A 25,429-nucleotide genomic window follows, 5' to 3' on the forward strand; every position below is an offset into this window, starting at 1 on the left:
CCATGACGGAAGCCAAACCCCAAGCCAAACGCAAGAAGACCGCCAGCAAGGGCAAGGCGGCAGAGGCTGCAGAGCGAGAGCAGTGGCAGAAAGAGATAGAGGGCTTGAGCTACCAGGAGGCCAACACCGCCCTGGAACTCACCCTGGCCAAGTTGCAATCGGCGGATTTGGAGGTGGAGGAGATGGCCGGTTTCTATCGACGGGCCGAGGCCTACGCCGCGCGCTGCCAAGTGGTGCTCGAGCAGGTCGCCCAGGAAGTGGTCGAATGGGAGGCACTCAGCGCCTAGGGATCGCGATGGACTCCAAACCCGTTCAGCAACCTGCGCTGGCCTGGATTTATCTCGCGCTGGCCGTAGCGGGTGGCGTTCTGCCCTGGCTTTCCAACCTGCAGTTCATCCGGGAGTACGGCGGCAGTTTTGACATCGCCCAGTTCATCGCCCTGGCGAATGCCAATCCCGCAGCCGAATCGCTGTCGCGCGATCTGCTGGTGGGAGCCTCAGCGATCACGGTCTGGATGATTGTCGAAAGCCGACGCCTACAGATGCGCCATCTCTGGGTTGTGTTGCTGAGCGCAGGAACGATCGCCTTTGCCTTCGCCGCTCCGTTCTTCCTCTTCCTGCGGGAGCGACGTCTAGCTGAGATGGCCCGAACTGCAGAAGCCTGAGCGCTCTCCCTAGCGATCGGTGACGTCCTGGACTTGAACGTCGACCACGGCATCGCTCGCGGGCGCATCAATGGGTTGTGACGCCGATCCAGCCGGAGGCACCTGAGTGAGATCAGCCCCACAAGCCGGGCAGAGCGGGGCGCCAACGCTGGGGGTCCCGCAGGCAGGACAGGTCACCAGACGGCGCTTGAACCACTGCCAGGCCAAAAAACCGGCACCGCCGAGGACCAGAGGGCCAAAGACCAACAGCAGGGTGATGCCCTCGAGCACATCCACAAACAGACGACCGGCCAAGCCTGGAGCGATCAGCAGGACGCCGATCAGGGTGATCCAGAGCCAAGGAATCGGACGTTGCATCGCCTAGCCAAACAGAGCTGCGCCGCCTCCATCATCCCGCCGAAAGCTCACGGCGCTTGCTGCAGACCACACTCAAAGCCATGCCGTAATAGACGACCAACGCCACCAGCCAAACCCAGAGGCTGAGGACCAGAACGCCACCGATCACCCCGTAGGCCTGGAAACGAGCACCCAGCGAGATCAAGCTTCGGCCTAGGGCGAGATTCAGGGCCGTCAGGGCTGAGCCAATCAGCAGAGCGCCGGGCAGCAGTGGCTTCAACGGGACCCTTCGCGTCGGCATGAATGCCAGCAAGACGAAAGCCAGGGAGCAGCTAATCAAGACGCTGATCCCCAAATCCACCAGCAATGGGACAGGGGCCCAGAGGTGCAATTTCTCCGGTAGCCAACTCTCGAGGAGCGAGCGCCAGCTACCTGGCTTCAGCAAGCGCAGGTTCGTTGTGACCTGATCGAGGACCACAAAAAAGCCAATCAGAACAACAACAACAAGCGACTCAATGCGATTACGAATGAACTTCCAGACCGGCTTTTTCCAGTTTTCTGGTGGAGTCAGGATTGGACGAAAACCCCAAAGTCGATCAGCACCGCGCTGGAGACTGAGATACGCATTGGTCGATGAGATCACCAAGAAGATGAGACCAATCAAGCCGGCTCCTGTCCCTTGTTTATACAGACGGAGCAGCGTCGTACTCACCAAGGGCAATGCTGAAGGGGGCAGGATCTGATCGGCAAAAGCAATCACCTGATCTGCCAAGCCGTCCATTCGACCGAGGACCAGGCCAGCAACACCCAGTGCAATCAGAAGAATGGGGAAGAAGGATTGAAGACTGTGATAGGCAAATGCGGCGCTCAGATCCACACAGTCTTCACGATCCCAGAGGCGGTAGGCCTTCCAGAACGGCTTCACCATCGCGCGCCATCGACGCGAACGCACCAACACCTGCAAATTCATCTGGCCTAAAACAACAATAGGCCTTCATCCAAAAAGGAACTCCGCGCTCGGAGTGGGCTTCAGAGCAAGTTCAGCCCCACAGGCCCCAGCTGCTGCTGTCGTGTAGACACAAAAAAGCCACCCTTGTGGGGTGGCTTTCTCGTCTCAACCCATGGCTTAACCGTTCAAGGACAAGCAGCATGAGTTGAGTGATTGGAGCGAATGTTTTACCTGGCATCGACCTATTTTCTCAGGGGGCTACCCCCCAAATATCGTCGGCGCTACAGCGTTTCACAGCCGAGTTCGAGATGGATCGGAGTGGTTCCACTGCGCCATGGACACCAGGATAGGTATTCGCTCTCAGGTGAACCCTGAGAACTGCATAGGTTACGAGTCTGCCCTTGGCTTGCTTTCGCAGGCTTCCGGCAGTCGCTCTGGAAGTCAAAGCTCTCCACAGTGACCTGACGGACACTGTGTTTTGAGAGATGAGATTTGGTCAAGCCCTCGGTCTATTAGTACTCCTCTGCTTCACGCATTACTGCGCTTCCACATAGAGCCTATCAACGGGTGTTCTTCCCGTGACCTTACTGGCTTAAGCCATGGGAATACTCATCTTGAGGTGGGCTTCCCACTTAGATGCTTTCAGCGGTTATCCACTCCGCACATGGCTACCCAGCGTTTACCGTTGGCACGATAACTGGTACACCAGAGGTGCGTTCCTCCCGGTCCTCTCGTACTAGGGAGAAATCCTCTCAATATTCCTGCGCATGCACCGGATATGGACCGAACTGTCTCACGACGTTCTGAACCCAGCTCGCGTACCGCTTTAATGGGCGAACAGCCCAACCCTTGGGACCGACTTCAGCCCCAGGTTGCGATGAGCCGACATCGAGGTGCCAAACCTCCCCGTCGATGTGAACTCTTGGGGGAGATCAGCCTGTTATCCCTAGAGTAACTTTTATCCGTTGAGCGACGGCCCTTCCACTCAGAACCGTCGGATCACTAAAGCCTACTTTCGTACCTGTTCGACTTGTAGGTCTCACAGTCAAGCTCCCTTCTGCTTTTGCACTCGTCGGCTGATTTCCAACCAGCCTGAGGGAACCTTTGCGCGCCTCCGTTACCTTTTAGGAGGCGACCGCCCCAGTCAAACTGCCCACCAGATACTGTCCGGTTCCCGGATAACGGGTAACCGTTAGAACCCTAGCTCGCAAAGAGTGGTATCTCACCAGTGGCTCACCATCACCCACAAGCAATGGATCAAAGCCTCCCACCTATCCTGCGCATTGCGAGCCCGAGCACAATACCAAGCTACAGTAAAGCTTCATAGGGTCTTTCTGTCCGGGTGCACGTAGTCCGCATCTTCACAGACAATTCTATTTCGCCGAGCCTCTCTCCGAGACAGCGCCCAGATCGTTACGCCTTTCGTGCGGGTCGGAACTTACCCGACAAGGAATTTCGCTACCTTAGGACCGTTATAGTTACGGCCGCCGTTCACCGGGGCTTCAGTCGTTAGCTTCGCTTGCGCTGACCAACTTCTTTAACCTTCCGGCACTGGGCAGGCGTCAGCCCCCATACATCGTCTTGCGACTTAGCGGAGACCTGTGTTTTTGGTAAACAGTCGCCTGGGCCTATTCACTGCGACCAGCTCTCGCTGGCACCCCTTCTCCCGAAGTTACGGGGTCATTTTGCCGAGTTCCTTAGAGAGAGTTACCTCGCGCCCCTCGGTATTCTCTACCACCCCACCTGTGTCGGTTTCGGGTACAGGTAATCATGCCTTAACGGGTATAGGGCTTTTCTTGGAAGCTTGACGTCACCAACTTCGCTGCCGTAGCAGCTCGCACTCACGCCTCAGCTCAAGCTGTTTTCGCCAGCTCTCAACGCCTCGAACGCTTGGACCGGTAACCAACATCCGGATTGGCTAGCCTTCTCCGTCCTCCTTCCCAAAACATGATCAGTACAGGAATGTTGACCTGTTATCCATCGACTACGCCTTTCGGCCTCGCCTTAGGTCCTGACTAACCCTCCGCGGACGAGCCTGCCGGAGGAACCCTTAGGGTTTCGGGGAATGGGATTCTCACCCATTTTTTCGCTACTCAAGCCGACATTCTCACTTCTATGCAGTCCACGCCCGCTTACGCTAACGCTTCACCCCACATAGAACGCTCCCCTACCATTAAACAAGTTTAATCCGCAGCTTCGGTACAACACTTAGCCCCGTTCATTTTCGGCGCAGGATCGCTCGACCAGTGAGCTATTACGCACTCCTTTGAGGATGGCTGCTTCTAGGCAAACCTCCTGGTTGTCTCGGCAATCCCACCTCCTTTATCACTTAGTGTTGATTTGGGGACCTTAGCTGGCGGTCTGGGCTGTTTCCCTTTCGACCATGGAGCTTATCCCCCACAGTCTGACTGCCTAGTTACACACAGGGTATTCAGAGTTCGTCTCGATTTGGTACCGCTCTCGCAGCCCGCACCGAAACGGTGGCTTTACCCCCCTGCTGGAGCACTAGACGCTACGCCTCAACGTATTTCGGGGAGAACCAGCTAGCTCCGGGTTCGATTGGCATTTCACCCCTAACCACAGCTCATCCGCTGATTTTTCAACATCAGTCGGTTCGGACCTCCACTTGGTATCACCCAAGCTTCATCCTGGCCATGGTTAGATCACCCGGGTTCGGGTCTATAAACACCGACAATCGCCCTATTCAGACTCGCTTTCGCTATGGCTCCACCATTTCCGGTTTAACCTGCCAGTGCCTATAAGTCGCCGGCTCATTCTTCAACAGGCACACGGTCACCCTATGAGTAGGGCTCCCATTGCTTGTAAGCTCACGGTTTCATGTTCTATTTCACTCCCCTCCCGGGGTTCTTTTCACCTTTCCCTCGCGGTACTGTTGCGCTATCGGTCACACAGGAGTACTTAGCCTTACGAGGTGGTCCTCGCTGATTCACACGGAATTCCACGTGCTCCGTGCTACTCGGGATACAGCTAGCTCAGTTCAGTTTTCGAATACGGGGCTTTCACCCTCTGTGGCGCGCCATTCAAACGCTTCTTCTAACATCCCTGATACACGTTGCTGTCCCACAACCCCGATAGTCGAAACTATCGGTTTAGGCTCTTCCCCGTTCGCTCGCCGCTACTTAGGGAGTCGTTTTTACTTTCCTTTCCTCCAGCTACTAAGATGTTTCAGTTCGCTGGGTTGGCTCGCGCCAGCCTATAGATTCAGCTGGCCGTTCTAGGGGTTGCCCCATTCGGAAATTCCCGGATCAAAGCGTTTTTCCAGCTCCCCGAGACTTATCGCAGGTAAACACGTCCTTCATCGCCTCTGTGTGCCAAGGTATCCACCGTGAGCCCTTTGTAGCTTGACCAATTTATCCTCCTAACGCTTCAGGCTGTTGAGGCCCATTCTCTCGACTTTCTCTTAATCAATCAACAGATTGCTCTGCTCACTCATCAGTTAGAAAGAAGGATCAAACTCCCCGCTCCTCGGCGGATTGGGAAGAACGCTAGAAGGTCTCGGCTCTCAAAAAATAGAATCACTAGCTCTTTCGAACTAGCCTCTATGAGATGCTTTGTCTTTCCAGACTCACCTATGCAGTTGTCAAGGTTCTGCTAAATCCCCTCCCTTTCAGGAGTGAACTCAGCATCAGCTCAACCAAATCAACACAACCGTGTCAATCGAATGAGCTGAGGCTGAATACGACTGGCTATCCAGTGGAATCATTCAGCGAACAACGTCTAGTCACCAACCAAGAAGCTCTTCCTGGCTTTGGAGTTCAGATATGTTAGTGGAGGTTAGCGGACTCGAACCGCTGACATCCTGCTTGCAAAGCAGGCGCTCTACCAACTGAGCTAAACCCCCAAAGGATCCAAAATGGAGTTTGGAATGGGCCATCCTGGACTTGAACCAGGGACCTCACCCTTATCAGGGGTGCGCTCTAACCACCTGAGCTAATGGCCCAGGAAGTGAACCCTCTATGGGGTGACCTAGACAACGTTTAGGAACTAAAAATCAATCGTTGTGCAGTCTTGCGACTCACAGGATTGAAGTTGAGGTACCGATCGACCTAAGGTGACAGGATTTCGGCCTAAGAATAAAAGTACTCAGGCATCAAAATCGTTGTTTGTCTCCCTGTTAGGAGGTGATCCAGCCGCACCTTCCGGTACGGCTACCTTGTTACGACTTCACCCCAGTCATCAGCCCCACCTTCGACGTCCTCCTCCACAAGGGTTGGAGTAACGGCTTCGGGCGTGGCCAACTTCCATGGTGTGACGGGCGGTGTGTACAAGGCCCGGGAACGTATTCACCGCAGTATGCTGACCTGCGATTACTAGCGATTCCTCCTTCACGTAGGCGAGTTGCAGCCTACGATCTGAACTGAGCCACGGTTTATGGGATTTGCTAGCTCTCGCGAGTTTGCTGCCCTTTGTCCGTAGCATTGTAGTACGTGTGTAGCCCAGGATGTAAGGGGCATGATGACTTGACGTCATCCACACCTTCCTCCGGTTTATCACCGGCGGTCTCGCTAGAGTGCCCAACTAAATGCTGGCAACTAACGACGTGGGTTGCGCTCGTTGCGGGACTTAACCCAACATCTCACGACACGAGCTGACGACAGCCATGCACCACCTGTCACTGCGTTCCCGAAGGCACTCTCTCGTTTCCAAGAGATTCGCAGGATGTCAAACCCTGGTAAGGTTCTTCGCGTTGCATCGAATTAAACCACATACTCCACCGCTTGTGCGGGCCCCCGTCAATTCCTTTGAGTTTCACACTTGCGTGCGTACTCCCCAGGCGGAACACTTAACGCGTTGGCTACGACACCGAGGGGGTCGATTCCCCCGACACCTAGTGTTCATCGTTTACGGCCAGGACTACAGGGGTATCTAATCCCTTTCGCTCCCCTGGCTTTCGTCCATGAGCGTCAGTTATGGCCCAGCAGAGCGCCTTCGCCACTGGTGTTCTTCCCGATATCTACGCATTTCACCGCTACACCGGGAATTCCCTCTGCCCCTACCACACTCTAGTCTGTCAGTTTCCACTGCCGAAATGGAGTTAAGCTCCACGCTTTAACAGCAGACTTGACAGACCGCCTGCGGACGCTTTACGCCCAATAATTCCGGATAACGCTTGCCACTCCCGTATTACCGCGGCTGCTGGCACGGAATTAGCCGTGGCTTATTCATCAAGTACCGTCAGATCTTCTTCCTTGATAAAAGAGGTTTACAGCCCAGAGGCCTTCATCCCTCACGCGGCGTTGCTCCGTCAGGCTTTCGCCCATTGCGGAAAATTCCCCACTGCTGCCTCCCGTAGGAGTCTGGGCCGTGTCTCAGTCCCAGTGTGGCTGATCATCCTCTCAGACCAGCTACTGATCGATGTCTTGGTAGGCCTTTACCCCACCAACTAACTAATCAGACGCGAGCTCATCCTCAGGCGAAATTCATTTCACCTCGCGGCATATGGGGTATTAGCGGTCGTTTCCAACCGTTATCCCCCTCCTGAGGGCAGATTCTCACGCGTTACTCACCCGTCCGCCACTAACCCGAAGGTTCGTTCGACTTGCATGTGTTAAGCACGCCGCCAGCGTTCATCCTGAGCCAGGATCAAACTCTCCGTTGTAGATCAAATCCTATTGACTGCTTTCACAGTCTCAATTTGATTTGCTTCACCCACAGTCAGCACTGGCGCACTGCTGCAGTTGATGCCACTTCCTCTGACAGAAGCGTTCAAAGAGTGCAAAACAAAATCTCTTTCGTTCAGACTTTCCAGGATCTCAGATCCGGTCGTTGCTCCACTCACTGCACACCGACACAACCGTCAACCGTGAGAGTCGACAATCATGCAAGCAGCAAGCTTCCACAACTAAATAATTTTTGACGGGACCTCACACCCTCACTGCATCTTCGTTAACCACTCACCTCAGCCTCTCAGCCTCAGCTCGCGACTAACGCAGTGAAAGCGTCAGTTCCTAAACGTTCAGTTGTCCAGGTGCTCCAACAACCACACGCTTCTCAGCTCGACCCTCTCAGGTCTCTCGGGTTATCGGTCCGCGGCCTCTCGACCGCTTGTTGAACTTACATCACCGGGTAAACCCAGTTTTCAGCTCAGAGCGGCATCACTGCCGCCGATCGAACCTACATCACCAGGTCACCCCAGCTTTCAGTTCGCTGCTCGCTCACCTCGCGGTTTGCTCGCAGCACACAAACATAACACCACTCACCCCCCTGGGGTCAACCTCGGCACACCAGGATGACGAAAGCCCAGACCATTTCTAGGGTTTGAGCAGAGAGCCGCGACAAGCGGGAGGTCAATCTTGGCTAAGCAATTCAGCCAAGAGCGACTTCGTGTCAGGCCTAGCTCCCGCGAAGAAGCAGTCGTCGCGGCAGCAGAAGAGCATTTCGAGCGGACCTTGGTTCGTATCCGAGGCGAACTCGTTGGATCGGTGGCAGCCCTCTCCCATCCAGGAGGTGGAGGTGACGCCCTCAACTACGACGAGGTCTTCCTGCGGGACAACGTCCCAGTCATGCTCTACCTGCTGCTGAAAGGCCGCTACCAAATCGTTCGCAACTTCCTCGATATCTCCCTGGAGCTGCAAAGCAGCACCTACCAGACCCGCGGCGTCTTCCCCACCAGCTTTGTTGAGCAAGGCGAAGAACTCCTGGCCGACTACGGGCAACGCTCCATCGGTCGGATTACCAGTGTTGATGCCAGCCTCTGGTGGCCTGTCCTCTGCTGGCTCTACGTCAAACGCAGCAAGGACTACGAGTTCGGCTCCAGCCAGAAAGTCCAGAGGGGCATCCAGCTGCTGCTCGATCTGGTCCTTCACCCCACCTTTGAGGGCACTCCGGTGCTCTTCGTGCCGGACTGCTCCTTCATGATTGACCGCCCCATGGACGTCTGGGGCGCTCCACTCGAGGTCGAGGTCCTGCTGTTTGGCTGCCTTGGTTGCTGTTGCCAACTCATGGAGCTGGCCCAGAAAAGCCACAACAGCCGATTACTGGAACAGCGCCTGGTGCTGACCAAACAGTGGAAATACGACCTGCGCCGATACCTCCTGAAGCACTACTGGGTGACCAGCAAGACCATGCAAGTCCTGCGTCGCCGGCCCACAGAGCAATACGGCGAACAGCAGTCCCTCAACGAATTCAACGTCCAGCCACAGGTCATTCCCCCCTGGTTACAGGACTGGCTGGAGGACCGCGGGGGGTATCTCATCGGCAACATGCGAACTGGCAGGCCGGACTTCCGCTTCTACAGCCTGGGCAATTCTCTGGGCTGTTTGTTTGGCCTGATCACCGCACCCCAGCAACGGGCCCTCTTCCGACTGGTCCTGCACAACCGCGAGGCCCTCATGGCGCAAATGCCGATGCGCATCTGTCATCCCCCGCTCGAGGGTGACAAGTGGAGTGAGAAAACCGGATCCGACCCCAAAAACTGGCCCTGGAGTTATCACAACGGTGGCCACTGGCCCAGCTTGCTCTGGTACCTCGGCGGAGCCGTGCTCCTGCATCAAAAACTCCATCCAACAGCCGATGTCCTGCTGATGGGGCAAATGCAGGCCATGCTCGAAGAGTGCTACTGGATGCAGCTCAACCAACTGCCCAGGCAGCAGTGGGCCGAGTACTTCGATGGCCCCACTGGCACCTGGGTCGGTCAACAGGCTCGGACCTACCAGACCTGGACCATCGTCGGATTCCTACTGCTCCACCACCTCCTGCGGGTCAAGACCGAAGACGTGGGCATGCTCGACATCAACACACCCTGAGATCGGGCACAAAAAAAGCCCCGGCTTAACGCCGGGGCTTGAAGGCTGAAGAGCAACCCACTCGATCAGAACAGGCCCAGGGTCAGGGACTTGTCGATGGGCAGAGCAGCGCCGATGCCCAGATAGATCGTGAACACGGTGCCGAACAGGAAGGCACCCATGGCCACGGGGCGACGGAAGGGGTTCTGGAACTTGTTGAAGCTCTCGATGAAGGGCACCAACATCAGACCCAGAGGAATCATGGTCTGCAGAGCAATACCCAGGAGCTTGTTGGGCACCACACGCAGGATCTGGAAGACGGGATACAGGTACCACTCAGGAAGAATTTCCAGAGGAGTGGCAAAAGGATCGGCCTTATCGCCCAGCATCGCGGGGTCGAGGACAGCCAGGCCCACCAGGCAAGCCAGGGTTCCCAGGATCACCACCGGGAAGATGTAGAGCAGGTCGTTCGGCCAGGCCGGCTCACCGTAATAGTTGTGTCCCATGCCCTTGGCGAGCTTGGCCCGCAGCTTGGGATCGCTGAGATCTGGCTTCTTAAGGATGTGCATGAGAGTGACCGTCGTGAAGGTCGTGTATTGCCCAGTGAAGGAAGGCTAGAAACCGCCCTGGGTTTGGCGGAGCCGTCAATGGAGAGCCGTCAGGGATCGCAACAATGCGATCCCCAGGCAGAGATCACAAGGGACCGGAGATGCCCTGCTTCCGAATCATCAGGAAGTGCATGAGCATGAACACCGCCAGCAGCCAAGGCATCACGAAGGTGTGAAGGCTGTAGAAGCGGGTAAGGGTGGCCTGGCCAACGCTCTCGCCGCCGCGGAGCAGCTCAACCATGAAGTCGCCCACCACGGGGACAGCTGCGGGAACACCCGAAACGATCTTCACGGCCCAGTAACCGACCTGATCCCAAGGGAGGGAGTAACCGGTCACGCCGAAGGAGACGGTGATCACGGCCATGGTCACACCAGTGATCCAGGTGAGCTCACGGGGACGCTTGAAGCCGCCGGTCAGGTACACGCGGAACACGTGCAGGATCAGCATCAGCACCATCATCGAGGCGCTCCAGCGGTGAACGGAGCGGATCAGCCAGCCGAAGCTGACGTCAGTCATCAGGTACTGAACCGAGGCGTAGGCCTCAGCCACGGTCGGCTTGTAATAGAAGGTCATCGCGAAGCCGGTCGCGAACTGAACCAGGAAGCAGACCAGGGTGATGCCGCCCAGGCAATAAAAAATATTGACGTGGGGCGGTACGTACTTCGACGCGACATCGTCAACGATCTCCTGAATGTCCAGGCGCTCGTTGAACCAGTCGTAGACGGGCGATGACTTTCCGCCAGCGGCGGGTGAGGAATTCGCCATGCAGCGATTGGGTTTGGTTGGCAGAGTCTACCGATCTGCTCCTGCCGCACGTGAGCGCGCCGCCGCTTGTGACATCACCGCCACAAAAACCGATTCAGCGGCGCTCAAGTGAGCTGAAATCGATTGCCGCCACTGCGCTTTCGTGGATTCTCAGCCTCTGGCTGACCGCCACCCCTGCCCTGGCGCTCAACGATGGCCAACAACTTGTGGTCGAGAGCTGGCGCTTGGTCAACCAGAGCTACGTCGATCCAGACCGCTTCGAAACCATTCATTGGAAGCGGCTGCGGCAAAAGGCCCTGGAGCGGTCAATCCAAAGCAGCACCGATGCCTACGAGGCCATCGAAGCGATGCTCGCCCCGATTGGGGATCCCTACACCCGCCTGCTCAGACCCGCTGACTTCCTCACCCTCAAAGCCAATACAGAAGGAAGCGTCAGTGGCGTCGGACTGCAGCTGGGCATTCGACAGGACGACACGGCCATCGTCGTCATAGCCCCCCTCGAGGGCTCCCCCGCCGCCGAGGCGGGGATCAGCAGTGCCAGCGTGCTGAGCCAAGTCGACGGGTTGAGCACCGCGGATTTGGGACTGGAAGCCACCGCCGCTCGTCTGCGGGGGAAGGAAGGCACCTCCGTTCTTCTAGAGCTGATCACCCCAAAAGGCAAAACCCAAGAAGTGGAGCTCAAGCGCCGGCAGGTGGACCTGCAGCCCGTCCGCAGTCGCCTGATCCAATCTTCAGGACATCGGTTGGGTTACATCCGCATTGCCCAATTCGCCGAGCCGGTCCCCCAGGAGCTAGCCAAAGCACTGGAAAGCCTTCAGTCCCAGGGCATCGACGGCCTGATCCTTGATCTCAGAAACAACTCGGGGGGATTGGTCAGCGCAGGCTTGGCCGTCGCCAACGTCTTTTTGGATGGGGGCCCGATTGTGGAAACCCAAAACCGTGATGGGTTCAGCGATGCCCAGCAGGCCAGCCGCGGCCAGCTCTATGGCGGGCCGATGCTCACCCTGGTGAATGGCGGAACCGCCAGTGCCAGTGAAATCCTGGCTGGAGCGTTGCAGGACGATGAGAGATCTCCCTTGCTGGGCACCCGGACCTTTGGCAAAGGCTTGATCCAAAGCCTGATCGGCCTGGGCGGTGACGGCAGTGGGCTCGCCGTCACCGTGGCCCGCTACCTCACCCCCAGCGGCCGGGACATCCAGAACCTCGGAATCGAGCCCAACCAGCGCTTGGCAGATCCTGAACCCTTAAACCCCGGCGGGGATGGAGACACCTGGCTGGAGGTGGCCGTCAATCAACTGGCTGATCAGATCGAGGCCGGATGAGCGCTCGCACTTATCACGATCCACTGCACGGGGCGATCCGCCTGTCTCGACGGGAGCCAGCGGAAGCCCTGGCGATCGATCTGGTCGACACGCCGGTCTTTCAGCGCCTCAGACGCATCCGACAACTGGGACCGGCCTACCTGACCTTCCACGGAGCCGAGTCCAGCCGCTTCACCCACTCCCTGGGGGTTCTGCATCTGGCCCGCCAAGCCCTGGGGAACCTGGGGCGCAACCATCCGGAACTGGACGAGCACCGTGGAGTGCTCTACGCCGCGGCCCTGCTGCACGACGTGGGGCATGGCCCGCTGAGCCACTCCGGGGAGGAGATGTATGGACTGCACCATGAGAGCTGGTCCAGTCGCCTCATCCGCGAGCACCCCTCACTGCGGGATCCCCTCGAGGCCTTTGCGCCGGGGACCGCTGATCAAGTGGCGGACCTGCTCGAGCACGGCCGCTACCGCAATCCAGCGATCAAGGCCCTGGTCAGCAGTCAGCTCGATTGCGATCGCCTCGATTACCTGCTGCGGGACAGCTACAACACCGGGGCCAGCTACGGGGTACTCGACCTCGAGCGCATCCTCGCCAGCCTGACCCTGGCCCCCGATGGCCAGCTGGCGCTGCAGCCCAAAGGACTCATGGCGGTGGAGCACTACTTAGTGGTGCGAAACCTGATGTACCGGAGCGTCTACAACCACCGCCTGAATGTGGTCTGCAACTGGCTGCTGAACCGAACCATCGCGGTCGCACGCGAACTGGGTCCGGCTCAGATCTGGGCCGATGCCGTGATGCAGCACTGGCTCTGGGACCCCCAGGCTCTGGATCTCGAGTCGTTTCTGGGTAATGACGATGTCAGAACGGGCTACCACCTGCAGCGTTGGCTGGAGGAGGGACCGGCCCCGCTCCAACAGCTCTGCCGGCGCGTGCTCAACCGAGAACTGCTGCGGGCCTCGGATCTGAGCCAACTCCCGCAGGAGAGACGCCTGGCCTTGCTGGCACGAGCACAGACCCTGAGTGAGGCAGCCGGACTCCGCCCAGACCTCTGCTGCGGACTGCACCAGCAGAGCAACCACGGGTATCACCCATATAAAGGTGGACTGCGGCTCTGGGATGGCCATCAGCTGGGAGCCATCGAGCAGCGTTCACCCCTGATTCGCAGCTTGATCCAACCGACCCAAACCGCCTGGTTGATTCACCCACCGGAGATCACCCCCGCGATCCGCGAGGCCCTGGCCCTGGAAGTTGCGGCTGGAGATCCCTAAGTTGCACGCCATGCAGGCTGACTCCCGTCGCTTCCTCCTCAGGCCCCTTCGCAAGGCTGAGGCTTCGCCTCTCGAGGAAATTCGCTCACAGCTGGGGGCTGCAGACGGCATGGGCACCGCGGCGCTGGTCTGTGAGGACCGCCTCCTGACCCTGCCAGAACTCCAAGCAATTGCCGAGCAGCTCAAAGAAGCCCATTGGACCTTGGTGCGCGTCGAATCCCGGGAGGCCCTCAGCCTGGTGCCTGCCGCAGCGCTTGGACTGGAGACCGCCCTGATCCGAGACACCCAACGGGAGCCGACTCGAGCTGGGCCGGACGCCAAGGACCTGACCATCCACCGGGGCACCCTCCGCTCGGGCGACCACCTGCAAGTCGACGGCTCAGTGCTGGTGCTGGGGGATGTGAACCCGGGGGCCCGGGTCAGCGCTGGCGGGGATGTAAGGGTCTGGGGAAGGCTGCGCGGCATTGCCCATGCCGGCCAAGCCGGCAACACGGCCGCCCGGATCGTGGCGCTGCAGCTGCGGCCGCTGCAATTGCGGATTGCCAATGCCGTGGCGCGGGGCCCTGAGGATCTTCCTCCTCCAGGATTCAGTGAGGAAGCCCTGCTGATCGAGGGGGTGATTGCCATCCGACCGGCCGAACCGCTCTGGCCCCAGGACGGCTAACGGTTCACCAAGCCGAACGCCCCCAGGCCAGCAGCCACGGCCATGAACCAGAGGGGGGAGATCTTGGTGCGCAGCATCAAGAAGCACACCACCGCCGAGACGGCATAGGCCGGCGTGTCGTGATCGGAGATGCGCAGGATCTTCAGGCCGACGGCAAAGAGCACGCCCAAGGTGATCGGCCCCATCGCCCGCTCGAAGGCCAGCCGAAAGGGTGAGGTCTTGAAGCGATTCCAGCTCAAGGCCGCGATCACCATCAACAAAGTGGAGGGCAGCAGGATCGCCACCTCCGCCATCACCCCACTAAACAGCGCCCAGAGCGGCCCCTCCTCAAAGGCCGCTCCCATGCCAAGCAAGCCCACGATCATGGAGCTCGGGCCCGGGGCCCCTTCGGCAATGGCGTAGATCTCGGCGAACTGCTGGGAGCTGAGCCAGCAGTACTTGTCGACCGCCATGTAGTGGTACTCCACCAGCAGCGTGTTCCCACCGCCCAGGGAAAAGAGCGAGAGGCTGAGGAAATCCCAGATCACGGCGATCAGGTTGCGCCAATCGCCCAGATGGGCTGGTTGGCAGACCGCAGCAAGAAGCAGGGTCATGGCTTTCTCGGCCAGTACCAGGCCATCGCCAAGGGACCCGCCACCAGCACCAGGGGCACCAGGCGAACGTGGAAGACGGTCATCGCCACAAAGCTGATGGCCGCCAACAAGAGCGCGACGCGGTCATGGAGATAGGCAGCGGCAATCTTGAAGCCCATCGAAAGGGCCATCCCTGCGGACGCCGTGATCACTCCCGCCAGGAGACGATCCACCGCCATTGACGTGTGCAGGTAGTAGTAGGCGAGCCCCAGCCCCATCAAGACGCTGAAGGGCAGCAACAGGATCCCCGCCACGGCCGCCAAGGCACCGCCTAAGCCGCGGAAATGGCTACCGATGTAGATCGCCATGTTGATCTGGTTCGGCCCGGGGAAGAGGCGCGCCACCGTCAGACCGGTGATGAACTCCTGCTTGGTCATCCAGGCCTTGTCCTCAACCACGATCCGCTCGCTCCAGGCCGAGAGCCCGCCGCCAAAGGAGGAGAGAGCGACCTGCTGCATGCCCCAGAACAACTGCCAATGGGTGGGAGGCATCAGTCGTGAACGAAGTGGGGGTCGGGCGGCAGCTCTCCCGCCTCGTGATACGCCGGATCCAGGGGGTCAGGGGCGCTGTACTTCTTGGCTGCCTCCCAGTCAGCGTTGAAGGCCTGCGAAAGCCGAGCGATCACATCGGGCGCATCCACCTCGATGCCCAGTTCCCGGCGGAGATCAAAGGCACTGCGGTCGATGTTCATCGAGCCGGTCAGGGCGGCCTGCTCATCCACCAGGATCAACTTGGCGTGCAGCTTCGGCTGCTTCTGACGCCGGATCTTGACCCCGGCATGCTCCAGCAGCCGTAGGGAGCTGAAAGTGTCATAGACATCCCAATCGCTCAGGCCGTGCTTGCCGCCGCAGAGCACCCGCACCTTCACCCCCCGCTGCTGGGCAGCCACCAGCCGCTCCAGGATCACGGCATCCACAAACTTGGGGTGCTGAATCCGCAGTGACTCCTGGGCGCTATCGATCACCCGGGCCATCTGCCCGCGGCTGTGGACATTGCTCCAAACCAAGCCCACATCCAGGCGCGGATCAAACGCCACGCGTTCCCAGTCCGCTTCAAACCCAGCCACCACCTGCTCGATGACCAGCGGGTCATGGCTCACCACGCCGTAATCACGGGTTTCGGTGAAGTACTTGTCTGAGAGGTTGAAGGTGGCAATCAGGGCCGCCTGGCCATCGATCACCATGGATTTCTCATGGGTGACCGGGAAGCGCTCGCTGGTCCAGGCCACCTCCACACCCCAACCCTCAAGCAAGGCATAGGCCTCGTCGTTCCACCGGTCACCGCCGGAGGTATGGGGATTGAGCATCACGCGAATCTGCACACCGCGCTGCTGGGCGCGAAGCAGGGCCTGCTCGACGGCCTCGCTCTGCAGCTTGAACTGCTTGATCAGTAATTGGGACTGGGCCTGGTCGATCAATGCAACGACTGCCTCGGCCCCGTCATCGGGCATCACGAGAAGACGCTGACTGGCTGCCATGGCGGCCCAGAGATGACCTCTGATGTCTAGAGAGAAACGGCTGAATTGGCCTTAACCTTCAACCACGTTTCGGTTCGCTGTGGCCTCCAGTAGTCGCTTCATCCTGATCTGCTCAGGCAAAGGGGGTGTGGGCAAAACCACCCTCACCGCCAACTTGGGCATTGCTCTAGCCAGGCAGGGCATGCGCACTGCAGTGCTGGATGCCGACTTTGGTCTGCGCAACCTTGATCTCCTGCTGGGCCTCGAGAACCGGATCGTCTACACCGCCCAGGACGTTCTCGCTGAGACCTGCCGCCTGGAGCAGGCGCTGGTGAAGCACAAGCAGGAGCCCAACCTGGCTCTGCTGCCGGCGGGAAATCCGCGGATGCTCGAGTGGCTGAAGCCCGAGGACATGCAAACGATCGCCGAGATGCTCGGCGAGATCCATGACGTCGTGCTGATCGACTGCCCGGCAGGCATCGAGGACGGCTTCAAGAATGCGGCCGCTGCTGCCAAGGAAGCCATCGTCATCACCACCCCTGAAGTGTCCGCGGTGCGGGACGCTGACCGGGTGATCGGATTGCTCAACACCCGGGGCATCAAGCCGATTCAGATGGTCCTTAACCGGGTTCGCCCGAAGATGATGGCCAACCAGGAAATGCTGGCGGTGGATGACGTCACCGACATCCTGGCCCTGCCGCTGCTTGGCCTAGTGCTGGAAGACGAGCAGGTGATCGTGAGCACCAACCGCGGTGAACCCCTCACCCTGAACGGCTCCAACTCCCCCGCCGCGACGGCCTACAGCAACATCGCCCGGAGGATCTGCGGTGAGGACGTGCCGCTCATCGATCCCTCCAAGGTGAAGCAAGGCTTGCGCGCCAAGCTCAGCCGCCTGATGCAAACCAAGATTTTCTGAACTGATGAGCCTGCGCGAATTCATCGACAAGTTGCTTGGGCGTCAGCCCGCCAGCGCCACCACGGCCAAGGAGCGCCTGCAGCTGGTGCTGGCCCATGACCGCAGCGACCTGAACCCAGAACTGCTGGAGCAGATGCGCCGCGAGATCCTCGAGGTGGTTAGCCGCTACGTCGAGATCGACCTCAGCGAAGGCGATGTCAGCCTCGAGACCGAGGACCGCGTGACCGCCCTGGTGGCCAACCTGCCGATCCGGCGGGCCATCTTCAAACCCACCCCGGCCGAAACCGAGGACGAAGCAGAGGCAGAGGAAACCAACGAAGCCCCTACAGCCGAAGCAGAAGAGAGCGAAGCCGAAGAGGCCATCGTCAGCCAGGGCTGATCGTTGGGAAAGCTGAGGGGAGCTGCCTCTCCCCATGGTTGCCCCCGCAGGACTTCAACCCACCCCAGCAGAGCGGCGCGTGCTCTCTGAATTGCGACACGGCAAAAGCAACGGATCGATCGCGACCGCCCTGGCCATCAGCCGGCGCACGGTCGAATGCCACCTCTCACGACTCCTCAGCAAAACCGGTTGCCGCAACCGCACCCAGCTGCTGCTCTGGTCCATGACCGAGCGATAAGCTCTGGCGAGGGAGCAGTCCCTGTTGCCGGCTTAGCTCAGTGGTAGAGCAGCGCTTTTGTAAAGCGAAGGCCATCGGTTCAAATCCGTTAGCCGGCTTATCCCACACCATTCCTTGGCCAACTCCGATTCAGGAGGAGCCAACTCGATTAAGCCGGAGCATTCACGGCCACGGAACCACGCAGGCTTTGAACAGCGGGCGAAAGAATCTCGATCCCGGCCTCGGCGAAGCGATCTTGCAGGCGTCCGTGCAATTCGGACAGGGACTCGCGATAGCGGGACGGATCACTCACGAAGGCCGTGACCTCGTAGCTGACATGAAAGTCGTTGAGAGCGGTTTGCAGGACGTAGGGCTCCTGAAGATCGCTGACCCCGGTGGTCTCCCGGGCTGACTGCAACATCAGGGCATGGATGGTTCGCCATGGGACCTCGTAGCCGAGGGTGACCGAGGTGGCGATGGCAATGGGCTGTTTGATCTCCCGCTGGGAAAAACTGAAGTTCACCACGGAGGCCCCAATCACGGTGGCATTGGGGATGCTCACCAATTCATTCCGCGGGGTCTGAATCCGCGTGACTAAGAGGGCTCGCTCCTGCACAACACCAGTCACCCCGTTGATCTCAACGCGGTCCCCCTCCCGAAACGCTCGGGTGTAGATGAGCATCAGGCCACTGATCACGTTGTTGGCGATGGCGCTGGAACCCAAGGCGGCCAGAACACCCAGAAACAGACCGGCCCCTTGAAAGACCCGGGTTCCAGATCCGGGGATGTAGGGGAAGGCCGCCGCACATCCGGCGAGCACCAGCAGGATCGACACGATCCGAGCCGTCGGTTTCGCCCACTCCTGATAGAAGCCTGGGATGGCGATTCGCCCTTGATCCAGAGCCCGAAACCAAGCCCCGCTCAACCGGACCAGGACAAACGTGATCCCCAAAATCAAACCGACGGAAACCAGACCAGGGATCGCCTCAACCACGCCATCAAGAACCCCACCGATGAACTGGAGGATCTGACCGCGCAGCCCCTTCGACATTGCCATCGTTGGCGGGAAGAAGGCGAGCAAAAGCGGCACCAGTAGGTAGGTGACCAGAGCCAGCAGGGACCAGTGCACCACCTGCCTGATCTGCTGCAACAGCGCCTTCAGTCGCTCCGCCCCGATCGGTAGAGGGAACCGCTTCAAGCGCCTGAACGGCACCCCGAACATCGCTCCGCGATCCACCTGGGCACGGAGTTGTCGATTGGCCGCGCTTTGGAGGCGGATCCAGCCCAAGTACAAACCCAGGAAGAGCGCCGCGAGTGCCGTGGCTTTCAACCAGGAGGTCAGCGAGTGATTGACCCGGTATTGGCGAATCGCCAGTTGCAGGGCCGTGAGATAACGACCAGATAGCTCCTCGCGACTCAGTTCAAAACAACGGGCCTGTTTGTCATCAACCGCGATCACCGCCCGGGGTTCAAGCCCAGGCTGCTTGAAGCCAATGATCGAGAACGGCTCATCCTCCCAACGCTGGAGCCGGGACGGCTGCAGCGCGTAGTCCTTGGCAATCTCCAGCAGGGCTTCCTCCTGACGCTCGCCATAGGCGCGCAAGGACTCCCCAGCGGGAGGCCGGCGGACTTCAAGCACCGGCTCACCAGCCAACGCAATGACCTGAGGATCTGGACTGCAACCGGGAATCGCGGGTTTCTCCAGGACTTCAGCAGCCTGAACCTGGACCAAGCCAACAAGCCATAACGCCCCAACCAAAAGAACCAGAAGCCCCCGGAGAAGGCCTCGCCGGAACGCCATCAGCTGCGGCATGAACGGGCTGCGTAGCAGCACGAAAAAGAGCCGCTCATCCTCTCACCACTACCGACTCAGTTGACACAAAAAGCCCCGCAAGTGCGGGGCTAGAAGGATTTAAATCAAGCGGGAATCACTTGACGTACTTGAGGCCTCGGTAGTTCAGCTGAGGATGCTTGGAAGAGACAGCCTCTTTGTTCTGCTGGTACTTCTGGCCGCGATAGGTGAGGGTCATGGGTAGTTCCTCGGAGTCAGCCCAGGTCCCCGTTCCATGGCCTGGATCGAACTGCGCCTCAGGCAACCAAAAGGTGCCGAGGTGAACGTTTTGTAGCTGTTGCTACAGCACTGTTTTAGCCGCGTCGAAACCAGGCGTGTCGTTCAGGCGATTACACAACGCAGATTTCGATGCTTAATCGCTTGGGCAGTTCTGCCGTGGGGTCAGAAAGAACAGCAAATCGCACTGAAAACGCGTGAAATCACTCAGGGCGTTCTCCACATCCCCTGGATAACCCTGATCGGTCTGATCGGAAGAAGGAAGTGGACCGATCGGCGGCGGCAGGGGCTCAGCCATCGCTGTACCAGGCAGAGCCGAGAGGGTCGCCGCAAGAACCAAAGCAGGCCAACGCGTCATCACAGCACCACAGCTCTACTGACTCGATAGCCATGGCCCCAACGAACGGCAAGGCATCAAAAAGCCCGCCGGACCCCAAGGGATCTGGCGGGCAAAGAGTGAATGGACGTGGATCGGGCTGGGCTCAGCCGACGCTCCAGACGCCACCGGCAATCTTCACCAGGGGAGCCACGATGGTGGTTCCAGCCAGGAACCAAGCGAAGGCAGCACCGCCGCAACCGCCGAGCCAGAAACCGCTAGCGAATTCAGCCCAGCCAGCCTTGGTGAACAGGTCAGCAGGTGGGTTGTCGATGGTGGCGTCAGCCGGCTGCACGTTGGGGCCGCGGCCAGCGGTGCCGTAAATCGAGAGGCAGACCGTCAGGATCGAGACCAGACCAACGGCAGCCAGCAGACCAGCGGTGCTGGCGTACTCGGTGGCGCGCAGGGGGCCGCAGATGGTGAAGGGGCCGTAAAGGAAAAAGCCATGGGCCATACCCACTTCCAGACCGCGACGGTTGGGAGAGAGGGCGGGGCGATAAGCAGGCAGCGCGCCCAGGAAAGCGCGGCTGAAGTAGCTGCTGTTGACGGGAGTGGCCAGATTGCCGACGCAGGGGTCGGCCACGGGGGTCACGGTCATCGGGGGAAGAACGTCAGGTGGCTCGGGAATAAAGCGGCGACAACTCAGTCGCGGGCTTCGATCACGTTGAACAGCAGGGCCATGGCCACAGCAGGAGCCAGGATCCCGACAAGGGGCACGAACACCGAGGGCATCCAGGCGGCGACGAAGTCTCCGGTCATCAGCGTGGGCCAATACAGCTACCGTTCGGCACTGTAAGGAGCCCTGCCGGAGCTGCTCTTCGGGGCCTCCAGGGGCGACATAAAAGTTCAGACCAACCAGCCGCGCCGAGCCATGACCCAGGCCCTCACCGGAATCGTTCTCGCAGGTGTCGTGGCGGCCTGCTGGGTCCTGGGCCGGCCCAAGCGCAACATCCTGCGCTCCACCGATGCTTCCGCCATTGCGGCCCTGAACCGCGGCCAAATGGAATTGGTCATCCCTGGTGGCGGGAACGACTCCACAACTCAGGCGGGCAGCGCCATGGTTGTGCTTCCGGCAGCCAGCGATCGCCGCGGCCGCGGGGAGCTGCTGAAGCAACTCGAGCAGCAGTTCCGCGCAGGTGGTGAGCAGCGCCGCACCGCCATGGCGATCTGCCAGCTCTGGCGCCACCGCGAGGCCCTGCCGCTAATTCGCCGCGGCCTGCGCGATGCCGATCAGGTTGTTGCCCAGCTCGCCGCTGAAGCCATGACCAACTTCCGCGGCCGCAGCAGCGCTCCAGTCGCCGTGGCTCAACCGCTCAAACTGCCGCGCAACGTCTCCCGGATGCGATAGATCGGGCGGCCCTGGCTCTCGTGATAAGTGCGCATCTGCACCTCTGAAAGCAAGCCAAAGCAGAAGAGCTGCACCCCGGTAATGAGGGCCAAGACGGCCACCAAGAGCAAAGGCCTGTTGCCGATCTCTGCGCCCCCCAACTTCACCATGAGCAGATAGGCGCTCAGGAGCGCGCCGATGGCCATCGCGCTGAGGCCCCCGAAGCCGAAGACGTACATCGGCCTGGTCAAGAAGCGCTTCATGAACCAGACGGTGAACAGATCCATCAGCACCCGAAAGGTGCGATCGATCCCGTACTTGCTCTGGCCGAACTGCCGGGCGTTGTGGTTCACCTTCACCTCCGCGATCCGCGCGCCCTCAATGAAGGCCAAGGCGGGCAGGAAGCGATGCAGCTCCCCGTAGAGGTTCATGTCCTCCACCAATTCGCGGCGGTAGGCCTTGAGTGAGCAGCCGTAGTCGTGCAGCCGCACCCCGGTCACCCGCGCGATCAGGGCATTGGCGATCTTGCTGGGCAGCAGCCGGCTAACGGCGTGGTCTTGGCGCTGGTGACGCCAACCGCTGACCAGGTCATACCCCTGCTCCAGGCGCTCCAGCAGCATCGGGATGTCGGCCGGATCGTTCTGCAGGTCTCCATCGAGGGTGACGATCAAGCGCCCGCGGCTGGCATCAAAACCAGCAGCCATAGCCGCGGTCTGGCCGTAATTACGTCGCAACAACACCGCCACGACTTCAGCGGCCCCAGCCGCCTGTTGACGCAAGACCTCGGCGGTGCGATCGGACGAACCGTCATCCACCAACACCAGCTCAAAGGAACGCCCCAAGGGACGCAGGGCCAGCAGCAGCTTCTCCACCAGAAGCGCCAGGCTCTCCTCCTCGTTGAACAGAGGCACCACGATCGAGAGTTCTGGAACGCTGGCGCTGCTCAAGGGAACGGCTCAAGTTCGCTGGAACCTAGAGGAAAGCCCTTGAAAAAAGCTCAGCCGGGGAGCGACCAAGCCACCCCGAGCCCCAGGTAGGTCCCCAGCAAGTAGCCCAGCAGACCAATCGCCACCGAAGGCACCGCCAGTTCGGCCCGTCCAATCGCCGTCGCCAGGGCCAAAGCCGTACTGGGACCACCGATGGAGGCCTGGGAGGCCACCAGGGTTTCAGCCAAGGGCCACCGCAGCCAGCGGCGGAAAACCAGCAGCAGCAAGAGGGCCTGCACCAGCACCACCAAGGCGGCGTAGAGCAGCACCGGCAGGCCCTCCCCCAGGAGTCCCGCCACCGGGGAGCTCAGGCCCATCACCGTGAAGAAGGGCTGGATCAAGAGCAGACCGAGTCCATAGCAACCGCGCCGGCCTGCCGGCGCCGGCAGCTGGGCCACCAGCAGAGCCACCGTGGTCAACACCAGGATCGAGGGGACGCCAGGCAACACGGCGCTGAGCGCCTGGGCCAACACCAACACAGCCAAGCCCCAGAGGGCGGCGAGCCACCAGGAGCGCTCCGGCTGATCGCTCGGGGCAGCATCGGTCGAGGCCGCCTCCATGGGGGTGTCGGCCCGCAGCCCCAGCCAGGTGCTGACGGCAAACCAAACCGCAAACACGACATAGTCAGCGGCGGTGGCCAGGGTCAACAGGGTCTCCGGCGGATTCAAGGTGCGGGCCACCGAGACGAAATTCAGGCTGCCTCCGGTGAAGGTGGCGGTGTACATCCCCGCCAAGACGCCCCGCTCGTCCCCCAGCAGGGGATGCAGCAACCAGGCCCCCAAGAGAACACCAATCACCGTGCTCAGGGCCGCCATCAGAAACGGTCCGAGCAATTGCCTGGCCTGGGGCCACAGACGCCGCAGATCGACCGCAAGCAGGAGCAGGCCAATCGCCAGTGACGTCAGCGGACCGTTCACCCAGCTCGCCGCCTCGGCCTGCAACTGCACGCCGCCGAGGTTGCTCACCAGCAGCCCCAACAGCAGCACCACCATCGTCATCCCCAGCTGACGCCCCCAAGGGGTGCGCCGCGACAGCACCCATCCCAGGGCCGTCAGGGAGAGGACCAGAAGCAGAGACCAAAGCATGGGCATCAAGGGAGGGTGGAGCCGTCGTGGCAGCGCACCACCCGACCGGCGCCGCGCAATTCCTGGCGGTAGTGAACACTGACCGGATCGATCAAGTGAAGGTCAAGGCCGTCCAGACCCAAGCCATCACGGCCGTGCTCCCGGCCGGAGCTGTGCAGGTAACGGCCCTGCCCGAGGTAGAGCCCGACATGGGTGCAGCGCTGGGGACGTCCAAAAAAGATCAAGTCCCCAGGCCGCAGCTGGCTGTAGCAACCCGGGGCCACCGCCACCGGCTGGCAGAACCGCTCCTGTTGGTAGGCGTCCCTGGGGATCCACACACCAGCGGCGGCATAGGCGGCCTGGGTGAACCCCGAGCAGTCGAAATCAGGGCCGAGGCTCCCGCCCCAGAGGTAGTGATTGGCCTGCTGCCGCGCGGCCTCAGCGAAGGCCAAGACGGCCGGCAAGCGTTCCGCGATGGCCGCCTGGCAGAGGAGCTGCGGTTGAAAACCCTGGATGCAGCGGGCATGGCCCAGGAGGTCCCGCGGATCGATCCAGCCCGGGTAGCCGTCCTCGAGCAGACGAACCCGGATGCGCTGGCCCGTCGGCGCGGCTTGATCCAGCACCTCTAGGGACCGTCCGGCCCAGGCCTGGGTGGCCAGCCCCGCACCAAACCAATGGCTGTAGAGGTTGAGCGGCGCATCGATCCGCCAACAGCTCCCCGGATCCAGCAACTCCAAGGCCACGGGTGTTCCCACGGACAACCTGCTTAACCTCGCCATGACCCCGAGTGGCTGCGATGGCGTTCTACTGCCCTGATGGGGAGATGGAGCAAGCACTGGCTGCGGCGATCAGGAGCCTGGAACAGGACGGCCGGCCGGGACTCAGCGAGCAGCTCTCGGTCACCTGGATTTGCTACGGGCTATCCCTGCGCAACGGCTCCGCTGCAGAGGGCAAGGGCACCCACTGGCGCGGGGAGGAAGCCCGCTATCCAGCCAGTGTGGTGAAACTCCTCTATCTCCTGGCTGCCGAGGCCTGGCTGCAACGGGAGCTCATCGAGGACAGCCCCGAGCTGCGCCGGGCCCTGGCCGACATGATCCGGGACTCCAGCAACGACGCCACCGGTTTTGTGGTGGACCTGCTGACGGGTACCTGCAGCGGCCCGGAACTGCCGGCTGGGCCCCTCGAGCAGTGGAGCCAGCAGCGCCAACTGATCAACCGCTGGTTTGATGAGCTGGGTTGGCCCGAATGGCCGGGCAACAACGCCTGCCAGAAGACCTGGGGGGATGGCCCCTATGGACGGGAGCGCCAGTCCTATGGGCCCCAGCTGGAGAACCGCAACCGCCTAAGCAGCAACCTGACGGCACGGGTTCTGCAGGCGGTCATGGCCCAAGAACTGCTGTCACCGGCGGCATGCGGCCGCATGCAAGAGCTGCTGGCCCGGAGCCTGGATCAGGGGGAGCGAGCTGCGGACCCCGAGAACCAGGTGGATGGATTTCTGGGCGGGGGCCTGCCCGAAGGCGCCCGGCTCTGGAGCAAGGCCGGCTGGATGAGCCAGGCCCGCCACGACGCCGCCTACATCGAGGTCGAGGGGAAGGCTTCGGCGCTGGTGGTGGTGCTCAGCGAAGGTCCCGAGCGGGCCCAGGACGAGACGTTGCTGCCGGAACTCTGCCGGCGCCTGCTCGAGCTCTAGAAACT

26 protein-coding genes, 3 tRNA genes and 3 rRNA genes are annotated in these 25,429 nt (G+C 60.5%); 12 read left to right on the top strand and 20 right to left on the bottom strand.

Translation table 11 applies throughout. The features are described 5' to 3' along the window. The first annotated feature begins 2 nt into the window (after positions 1-2). Both MY494_RS05885 and MY494_RS05890 read left to right on the top strand, forming a co-directional pair. Positions 3-287 (top strand): exodeoxyribonuclease VII small subunit, encoded by a 285-nt coding sequence (locus MY494_RS05885; RefSeq protein ID WP_247911786.1) that lies wholly within the window; start codon positions 3-5, stop codon positions 285-287. Continuing rightward, positions 266-664 carry a DUF2834 domain-containing protein gene (locus MY494_RS05890; RefSeq protein ID WP_371820692.1) on the top strand — a complete coding sequence of 133 codons (399 nt, stop codon included), beginning with the start codon at positions 266-268 and terminating at the stop codon, positions 662-664. The genes MY494_RS05885 and MY494_RS05890 overlap by 22 nt, the downstream gene beginning before the upstream one ends. Before the next feature lie 9 nt (positions 665-673). Here the strand turns inward: MY494_RS05890 and MY494_RS05895 are convergent, their stop codons facing one another. From MY494_RS05895 to MY494_RS05925, 7 genes are all read right to left on the bottom strand, one after another. Next, on the bottom strand, positions 674-1,021 hold the full coding sequence (locus MY494_RS05895; protein ID WP_247911787.1) for a zinc ribbon domain-containing protein: 348 nt from the start codon (positions 1,019-1,021) through the stop codon (positions 674-676). A gap of 31 nt (positions 1,022-1,052) precedes the next feature. Beyond that, a complete protein-coding gene (locus MY494_RS05900) occupies positions 1,053-1,970 on the bottom strand; it encodes a YihY/virulence factor BrkB family protein (RefSeq protein WP_247911788.1) in 918 nt (305 codons plus the stop codon). A 208-nt stretch (positions 1,971-2,178) separates the two neighbouring features. Further along, positions 2,179-2,295, bottom strand: a 5S ribosomal RNA gene (gene rrf / locus MY494_RS05905). Positions 2,296-2,441: 146 nt separating this feature from the next. After that, positions 2,442-5,317, bottom strand: a 23S ribosomal RNA gene (locus tag MY494_RS05910). A gap of 421 nt (positions 5,318-5,738) precedes the next feature. Next, a tRNA-Ala gene (locus MY494_RS05915) sits at positions 5,739-5,811 on the bottom strand. A 25-nt stretch (positions 5,812-5,836) separates the two neighbouring features. Further along, positions 5,837-5,910 (bottom strand) — tRNA-Ile (locus MY494_RS05920). A gap of 174 nt (positions 5,911-6,084) precedes the next feature. Next, a 16S ribosomal RNA gene (locus tag MY494_RS05925) occupies positions 6,085-7,569 on the bottom strand. Together the 16S, 23S and 5S rRNA genes with 2 tRNA genes alongside form the textbook arrangement of a ribosomal RNA operon. A gap of 694 nt (positions 7,570-8,263) precedes the next feature. On the opposite strand from MY494_RS05925, the gene MY494_RS05930 reads away from it, so the two are divergent. Next, positions 8,264-9,715, top strand: a complete 1,452-nt coding sequence (locus MY494_RS05930) for a glycoside hydrolase 100 family protein (protein ID WP_247911789.1) — start codon at positions 8,264-8,266, stop codon at positions 9,713-9,715. Positions 9,716-9,780: 65 nt separating this feature from the next. On the opposite strand, the gene petD is transcribed toward MY494_RS05930, so the two are convergent. Next, positions 9,781-10,263, bottom strand: coding sequence for a cytochrome b6-f complex subunit IV (petD, locus tag MY494_RS05935; RefSeq protein WP_010315067.1), 483 nt, complete (start codon positions 10,261-10,263; stop codon positions 9,781-9,783). A 124-nt stretch (positions 10,264-10,387) separates the two neighbouring features. Then, a complete protein-coding gene (gene petB / locus MY494_RS05940) occupies positions 10,388-11,068 on the bottom strand; it encodes a cytochrome b6 (RefSeq protein WP_247911790.1) in 681 nt (226 codons plus the stop codon). Between the two features lie 17 nt (positions 11,069-11,085). On the opposite strand from petB, the gene ctpZ reads away from it, so the two are divergent. Genes ctpZ through minC form a run of 3 tightly spaced genes read left to right on the top strand, consistent with a single transcriptional unit; the run spans position 11,086 to position 14,313 of the window. Next, positions 11,086-12,390, top strand: coding sequence for a carboxyl-terminal processing protease CtpZ (gene ctpZ / locus MY494_RS05945; RefSeq protein WP_247911791.1), 1,305 nt, complete (start codon positions 11,086-11,088; stop codon positions 12,388-12,390). Beyond that, entirely contained in the window at positions 12,387-13,649 is a 1,263-nt protein-coding gene (locus tag MY494_RS05950; RefSeq protein WP_247911792.1) for an HD domain-containing protein, read from the top strand. The genes ctpZ and MY494_RS05950 overlap by 4 nt, the downstream gene beginning before the upstream one ends. Before the next feature lie 10 nt (positions 13,650-13,659). Then, positions 13,660-14,313, top strand: coding sequence for a septum site-determining protein MinC (gene minC / locus MY494_RS05955; protein ID WP_371820693.1), 654 nt, complete (start codon positions 13,660-13,662; stop codon positions 14,311-14,313). On the opposite strand, the gene MY494_RS05960 is transcribed toward minC, so the two are convergent. Genes MY494_RS05960 through MY494_RS05970 form a run of 3 tightly spaced genes read right to left on the bottom strand, consistent with a single transcriptional unit; the run spans position 14,310 to position 16,422 of the window. Next, entirely contained in the window at positions 14,310-14,906 is a 597-nt protein-coding gene (locus MY494_RS05960; protein ID WP_247911794.1) for a chromate transporter, read from the bottom strand. The two genes, minC and MY494_RS05960, sit on opposite strands and share 4 nt — an antisense overlap. Then, positions 14,903-15,436, bottom strand: a complete 534-nt coding sequence (locus MY494_RS05965; protein WP_247911795.1) for a chromate transporter — start codon at positions 15,434-15,436, stop codon at positions 14,903-14,905. Before MY494_RS05965 ends, MY494_RS05960 begins: the two co-directional genes overlap by 4 nt. Continuing rightward, positions 15,436-16,422 (bottom strand): phosphatidylserine/phosphatidylglycerophosphate/cardiolipin synthase family protein, encoded by a 987-nt coding sequence (locus MY494_RS05970; RefSeq protein ID WP_247911796.1) that lies wholly within the window; start codon positions 16,420-16,422, stop codon positions 15,436-15,438. The genes MY494_RS05965 and MY494_RS05970 overlap by 1 nt, the downstream gene beginning before the upstream one ends. A gap of 79 nt (positions 16,423-16,501) precedes the next feature. Here MY494_RS05970 and minD point away from each other — a divergent pair, with 79 nt between their 5' ends. The 4 genes from minD (at position 16,502) to MY494_RS05990 (ending at position 18,032) form a co-directional block, all read left to right on the top strand. After that, entirely contained in the window at positions 16,502-17,317 is an 816-nt protein-coding gene (gene minD / locus MY494_RS05975) for a septum site-determining protein MinD (RefSeq protein ID WP_247911797.1), read from the top strand. 4 nt (positions 17,318-17,321) lie between these two features. After that, entirely contained in the window at positions 17,322-17,696 is a 375-nt protein-coding gene (gene minE, locus MY494_RS05980; RefSeq protein WP_247911798.1) for a cell division topological specificity factor MinE, read from the top strand. Positions 17,697-17,730: 34 nt separating this feature from the next. Beyond that, a complete protein-coding gene (locus MY494_RS05985; RefSeq protein WP_247911799.1) occupies positions 17,731-17,934 on the top strand; it encodes a response regulator transcription factor in 204 nt (67 codons plus the stop codon). Positions 17,935-17,960: 26 nt separating this feature from the next. Then, positions 17,961-18,032, top strand: a tRNA-Thr gene (locus tag MY494_RS05990). Between the two features lie 50 nt (positions 18,033-18,082). On the opposite strand, the gene MY494_RS05995 is transcribed toward MY494_RS05990, so the two are convergent. The 5 genes from MY494_RS05995 to MY494_RS06015 all read right to left on the bottom strand — a co-directional run bounded on the left by MY494_RS05995 (position 18,083) and on the right by MY494_RS06015 (position 21,116). Further along, positions 18,083-19,645, bottom strand: a complete 1,563-nt coding sequence (locus tag MY494_RS05995) for a mechanosensitive ion channel family protein (protein WP_247911800.1) — start codon at positions 19,643-19,645, stop codon at positions 18,083-18,085. 196 nt (positions 19,646-19,841) lie between these two features. Further along, positions 19,842-20,009 (bottom strand): DUF4278 domain-containing protein, encoded by a 168-nt coding sequence (locus MY494_RS06000; RefSeq protein ID WP_247911801.1) that lies wholly within the window; start codon positions 20,007-20,009, stop codon positions 19,842-19,844. A 108-nt stretch (positions 20,010-20,117) separates the two neighbouring features. Further along, complete coding sequence (locus MY494_RS06005; protein ID WP_247911802.1) at positions 20,118-20,339, bottom strand: hypothetical protein; 222 nt, start codon at positions 20,337-20,339, stop codon at positions 20,118-20,120. A 124-nt stretch (positions 20,340-20,463) separates the two neighbouring features. After that, on the bottom strand, positions 20,464-20,955 hold the full coding sequence (locus tag MY494_RS06010) for a photosystem I reaction center subunit XI (protein ID WP_247911803.1): 492 nt from the start codon (positions 20,953-20,955) through the stop codon (positions 20,464-20,466). Between the two features lie 44 nt (positions 20,956-20,999). After that, on the bottom strand, positions 21,000-21,116 hold the full coding sequence (locus MY494_RS06015) for a photosystem I reaction center subunit VIII (RefSeq protein WP_010315023.1): 117 nt from the start codon (positions 21,114-21,116) through the stop codon (positions 21,000-21,002). Positions 21,117-21,228: 112 nt separating this feature from the next. Here MY494_RS06015 and MY494_RS06020 point away from each other — a divergent pair, with 112 nt between their 5' ends. Continuing rightward, on the top strand, positions 21,229-21,705 hold the full coding sequence (locus MY494_RS06020) for a HEAT repeat domain-containing protein (RefSeq protein ID WP_247911804.1): 477 nt from the start codon (positions 21,229-21,231) through the stop codon (positions 21,703-21,705). Here MY494_RS06020 and MY494_RS06025 read toward each other — a convergent pair. The 3 genes from MY494_RS06025 to MY494_RS06035 are packed head-to-tail and all read right to left on the bottom strand — an operon-like array spanning position 21,663 to position 24,513. After that, positions 21,663-22,631 (bottom strand): glycosyltransferase family 2 protein, encoded by a 969-nt coding sequence (locus MY494_RS06025; RefSeq protein ID WP_247911805.1) that lies wholly within the window; start codon positions 22,629-22,631, stop codon positions 21,663-21,665. The two genes, MY494_RS06020 and MY494_RS06025, sit on opposite strands and share 43 nt — an antisense overlap. Before the next feature lie 50 nt (positions 22,632-22,681). Continuing rightward, a complete protein-coding gene (locus MY494_RS06030; RefSeq protein ID WP_247911806.1) occupies positions 22,682-23,755 on the bottom strand; it encodes a DUF819 family protein in 1,074 nt (357 codons plus the stop codon). A gap of 5 nt (positions 23,756-23,760) precedes the next feature. Further along, on the bottom strand, positions 23,761-24,513 hold the full coding sequence (locus tag MY494_RS06035) for a C40 family peptidase (protein ID WP_247911807.1): 753 nt from the start codon (positions 24,511-24,513) through the stop codon (positions 23,761-23,763). 17 nt (positions 24,514-24,530) lie between these two features. Here MY494_RS06035 and MY494_RS06040 point away from each other — a divergent pair, with 17 nt between their 5' ends. Then, positions 24,531-25,424: a serine hydrolase gene (locus MY494_RS06040; RefSeq protein WP_247911808.1), complete on the top strand. Its 894-nt coding sequence runs from the start codon at positions 24,531-24,533 to the stop codon at positions 25,422-25,424. Positions 25,425-25,429 lie beyond the last annotated feature (5 nt).

The sequence above is a fragment of the Synechococcus sp. A10-1-5-1 genome (assembly GCF_023115425.1).
Classification (GTDB): domain Bacteria; phylum Cyanobacteriota; class Cyanobacteriia; order PCC-6307; family Cyanobiaceae; genus Vulcanococcus.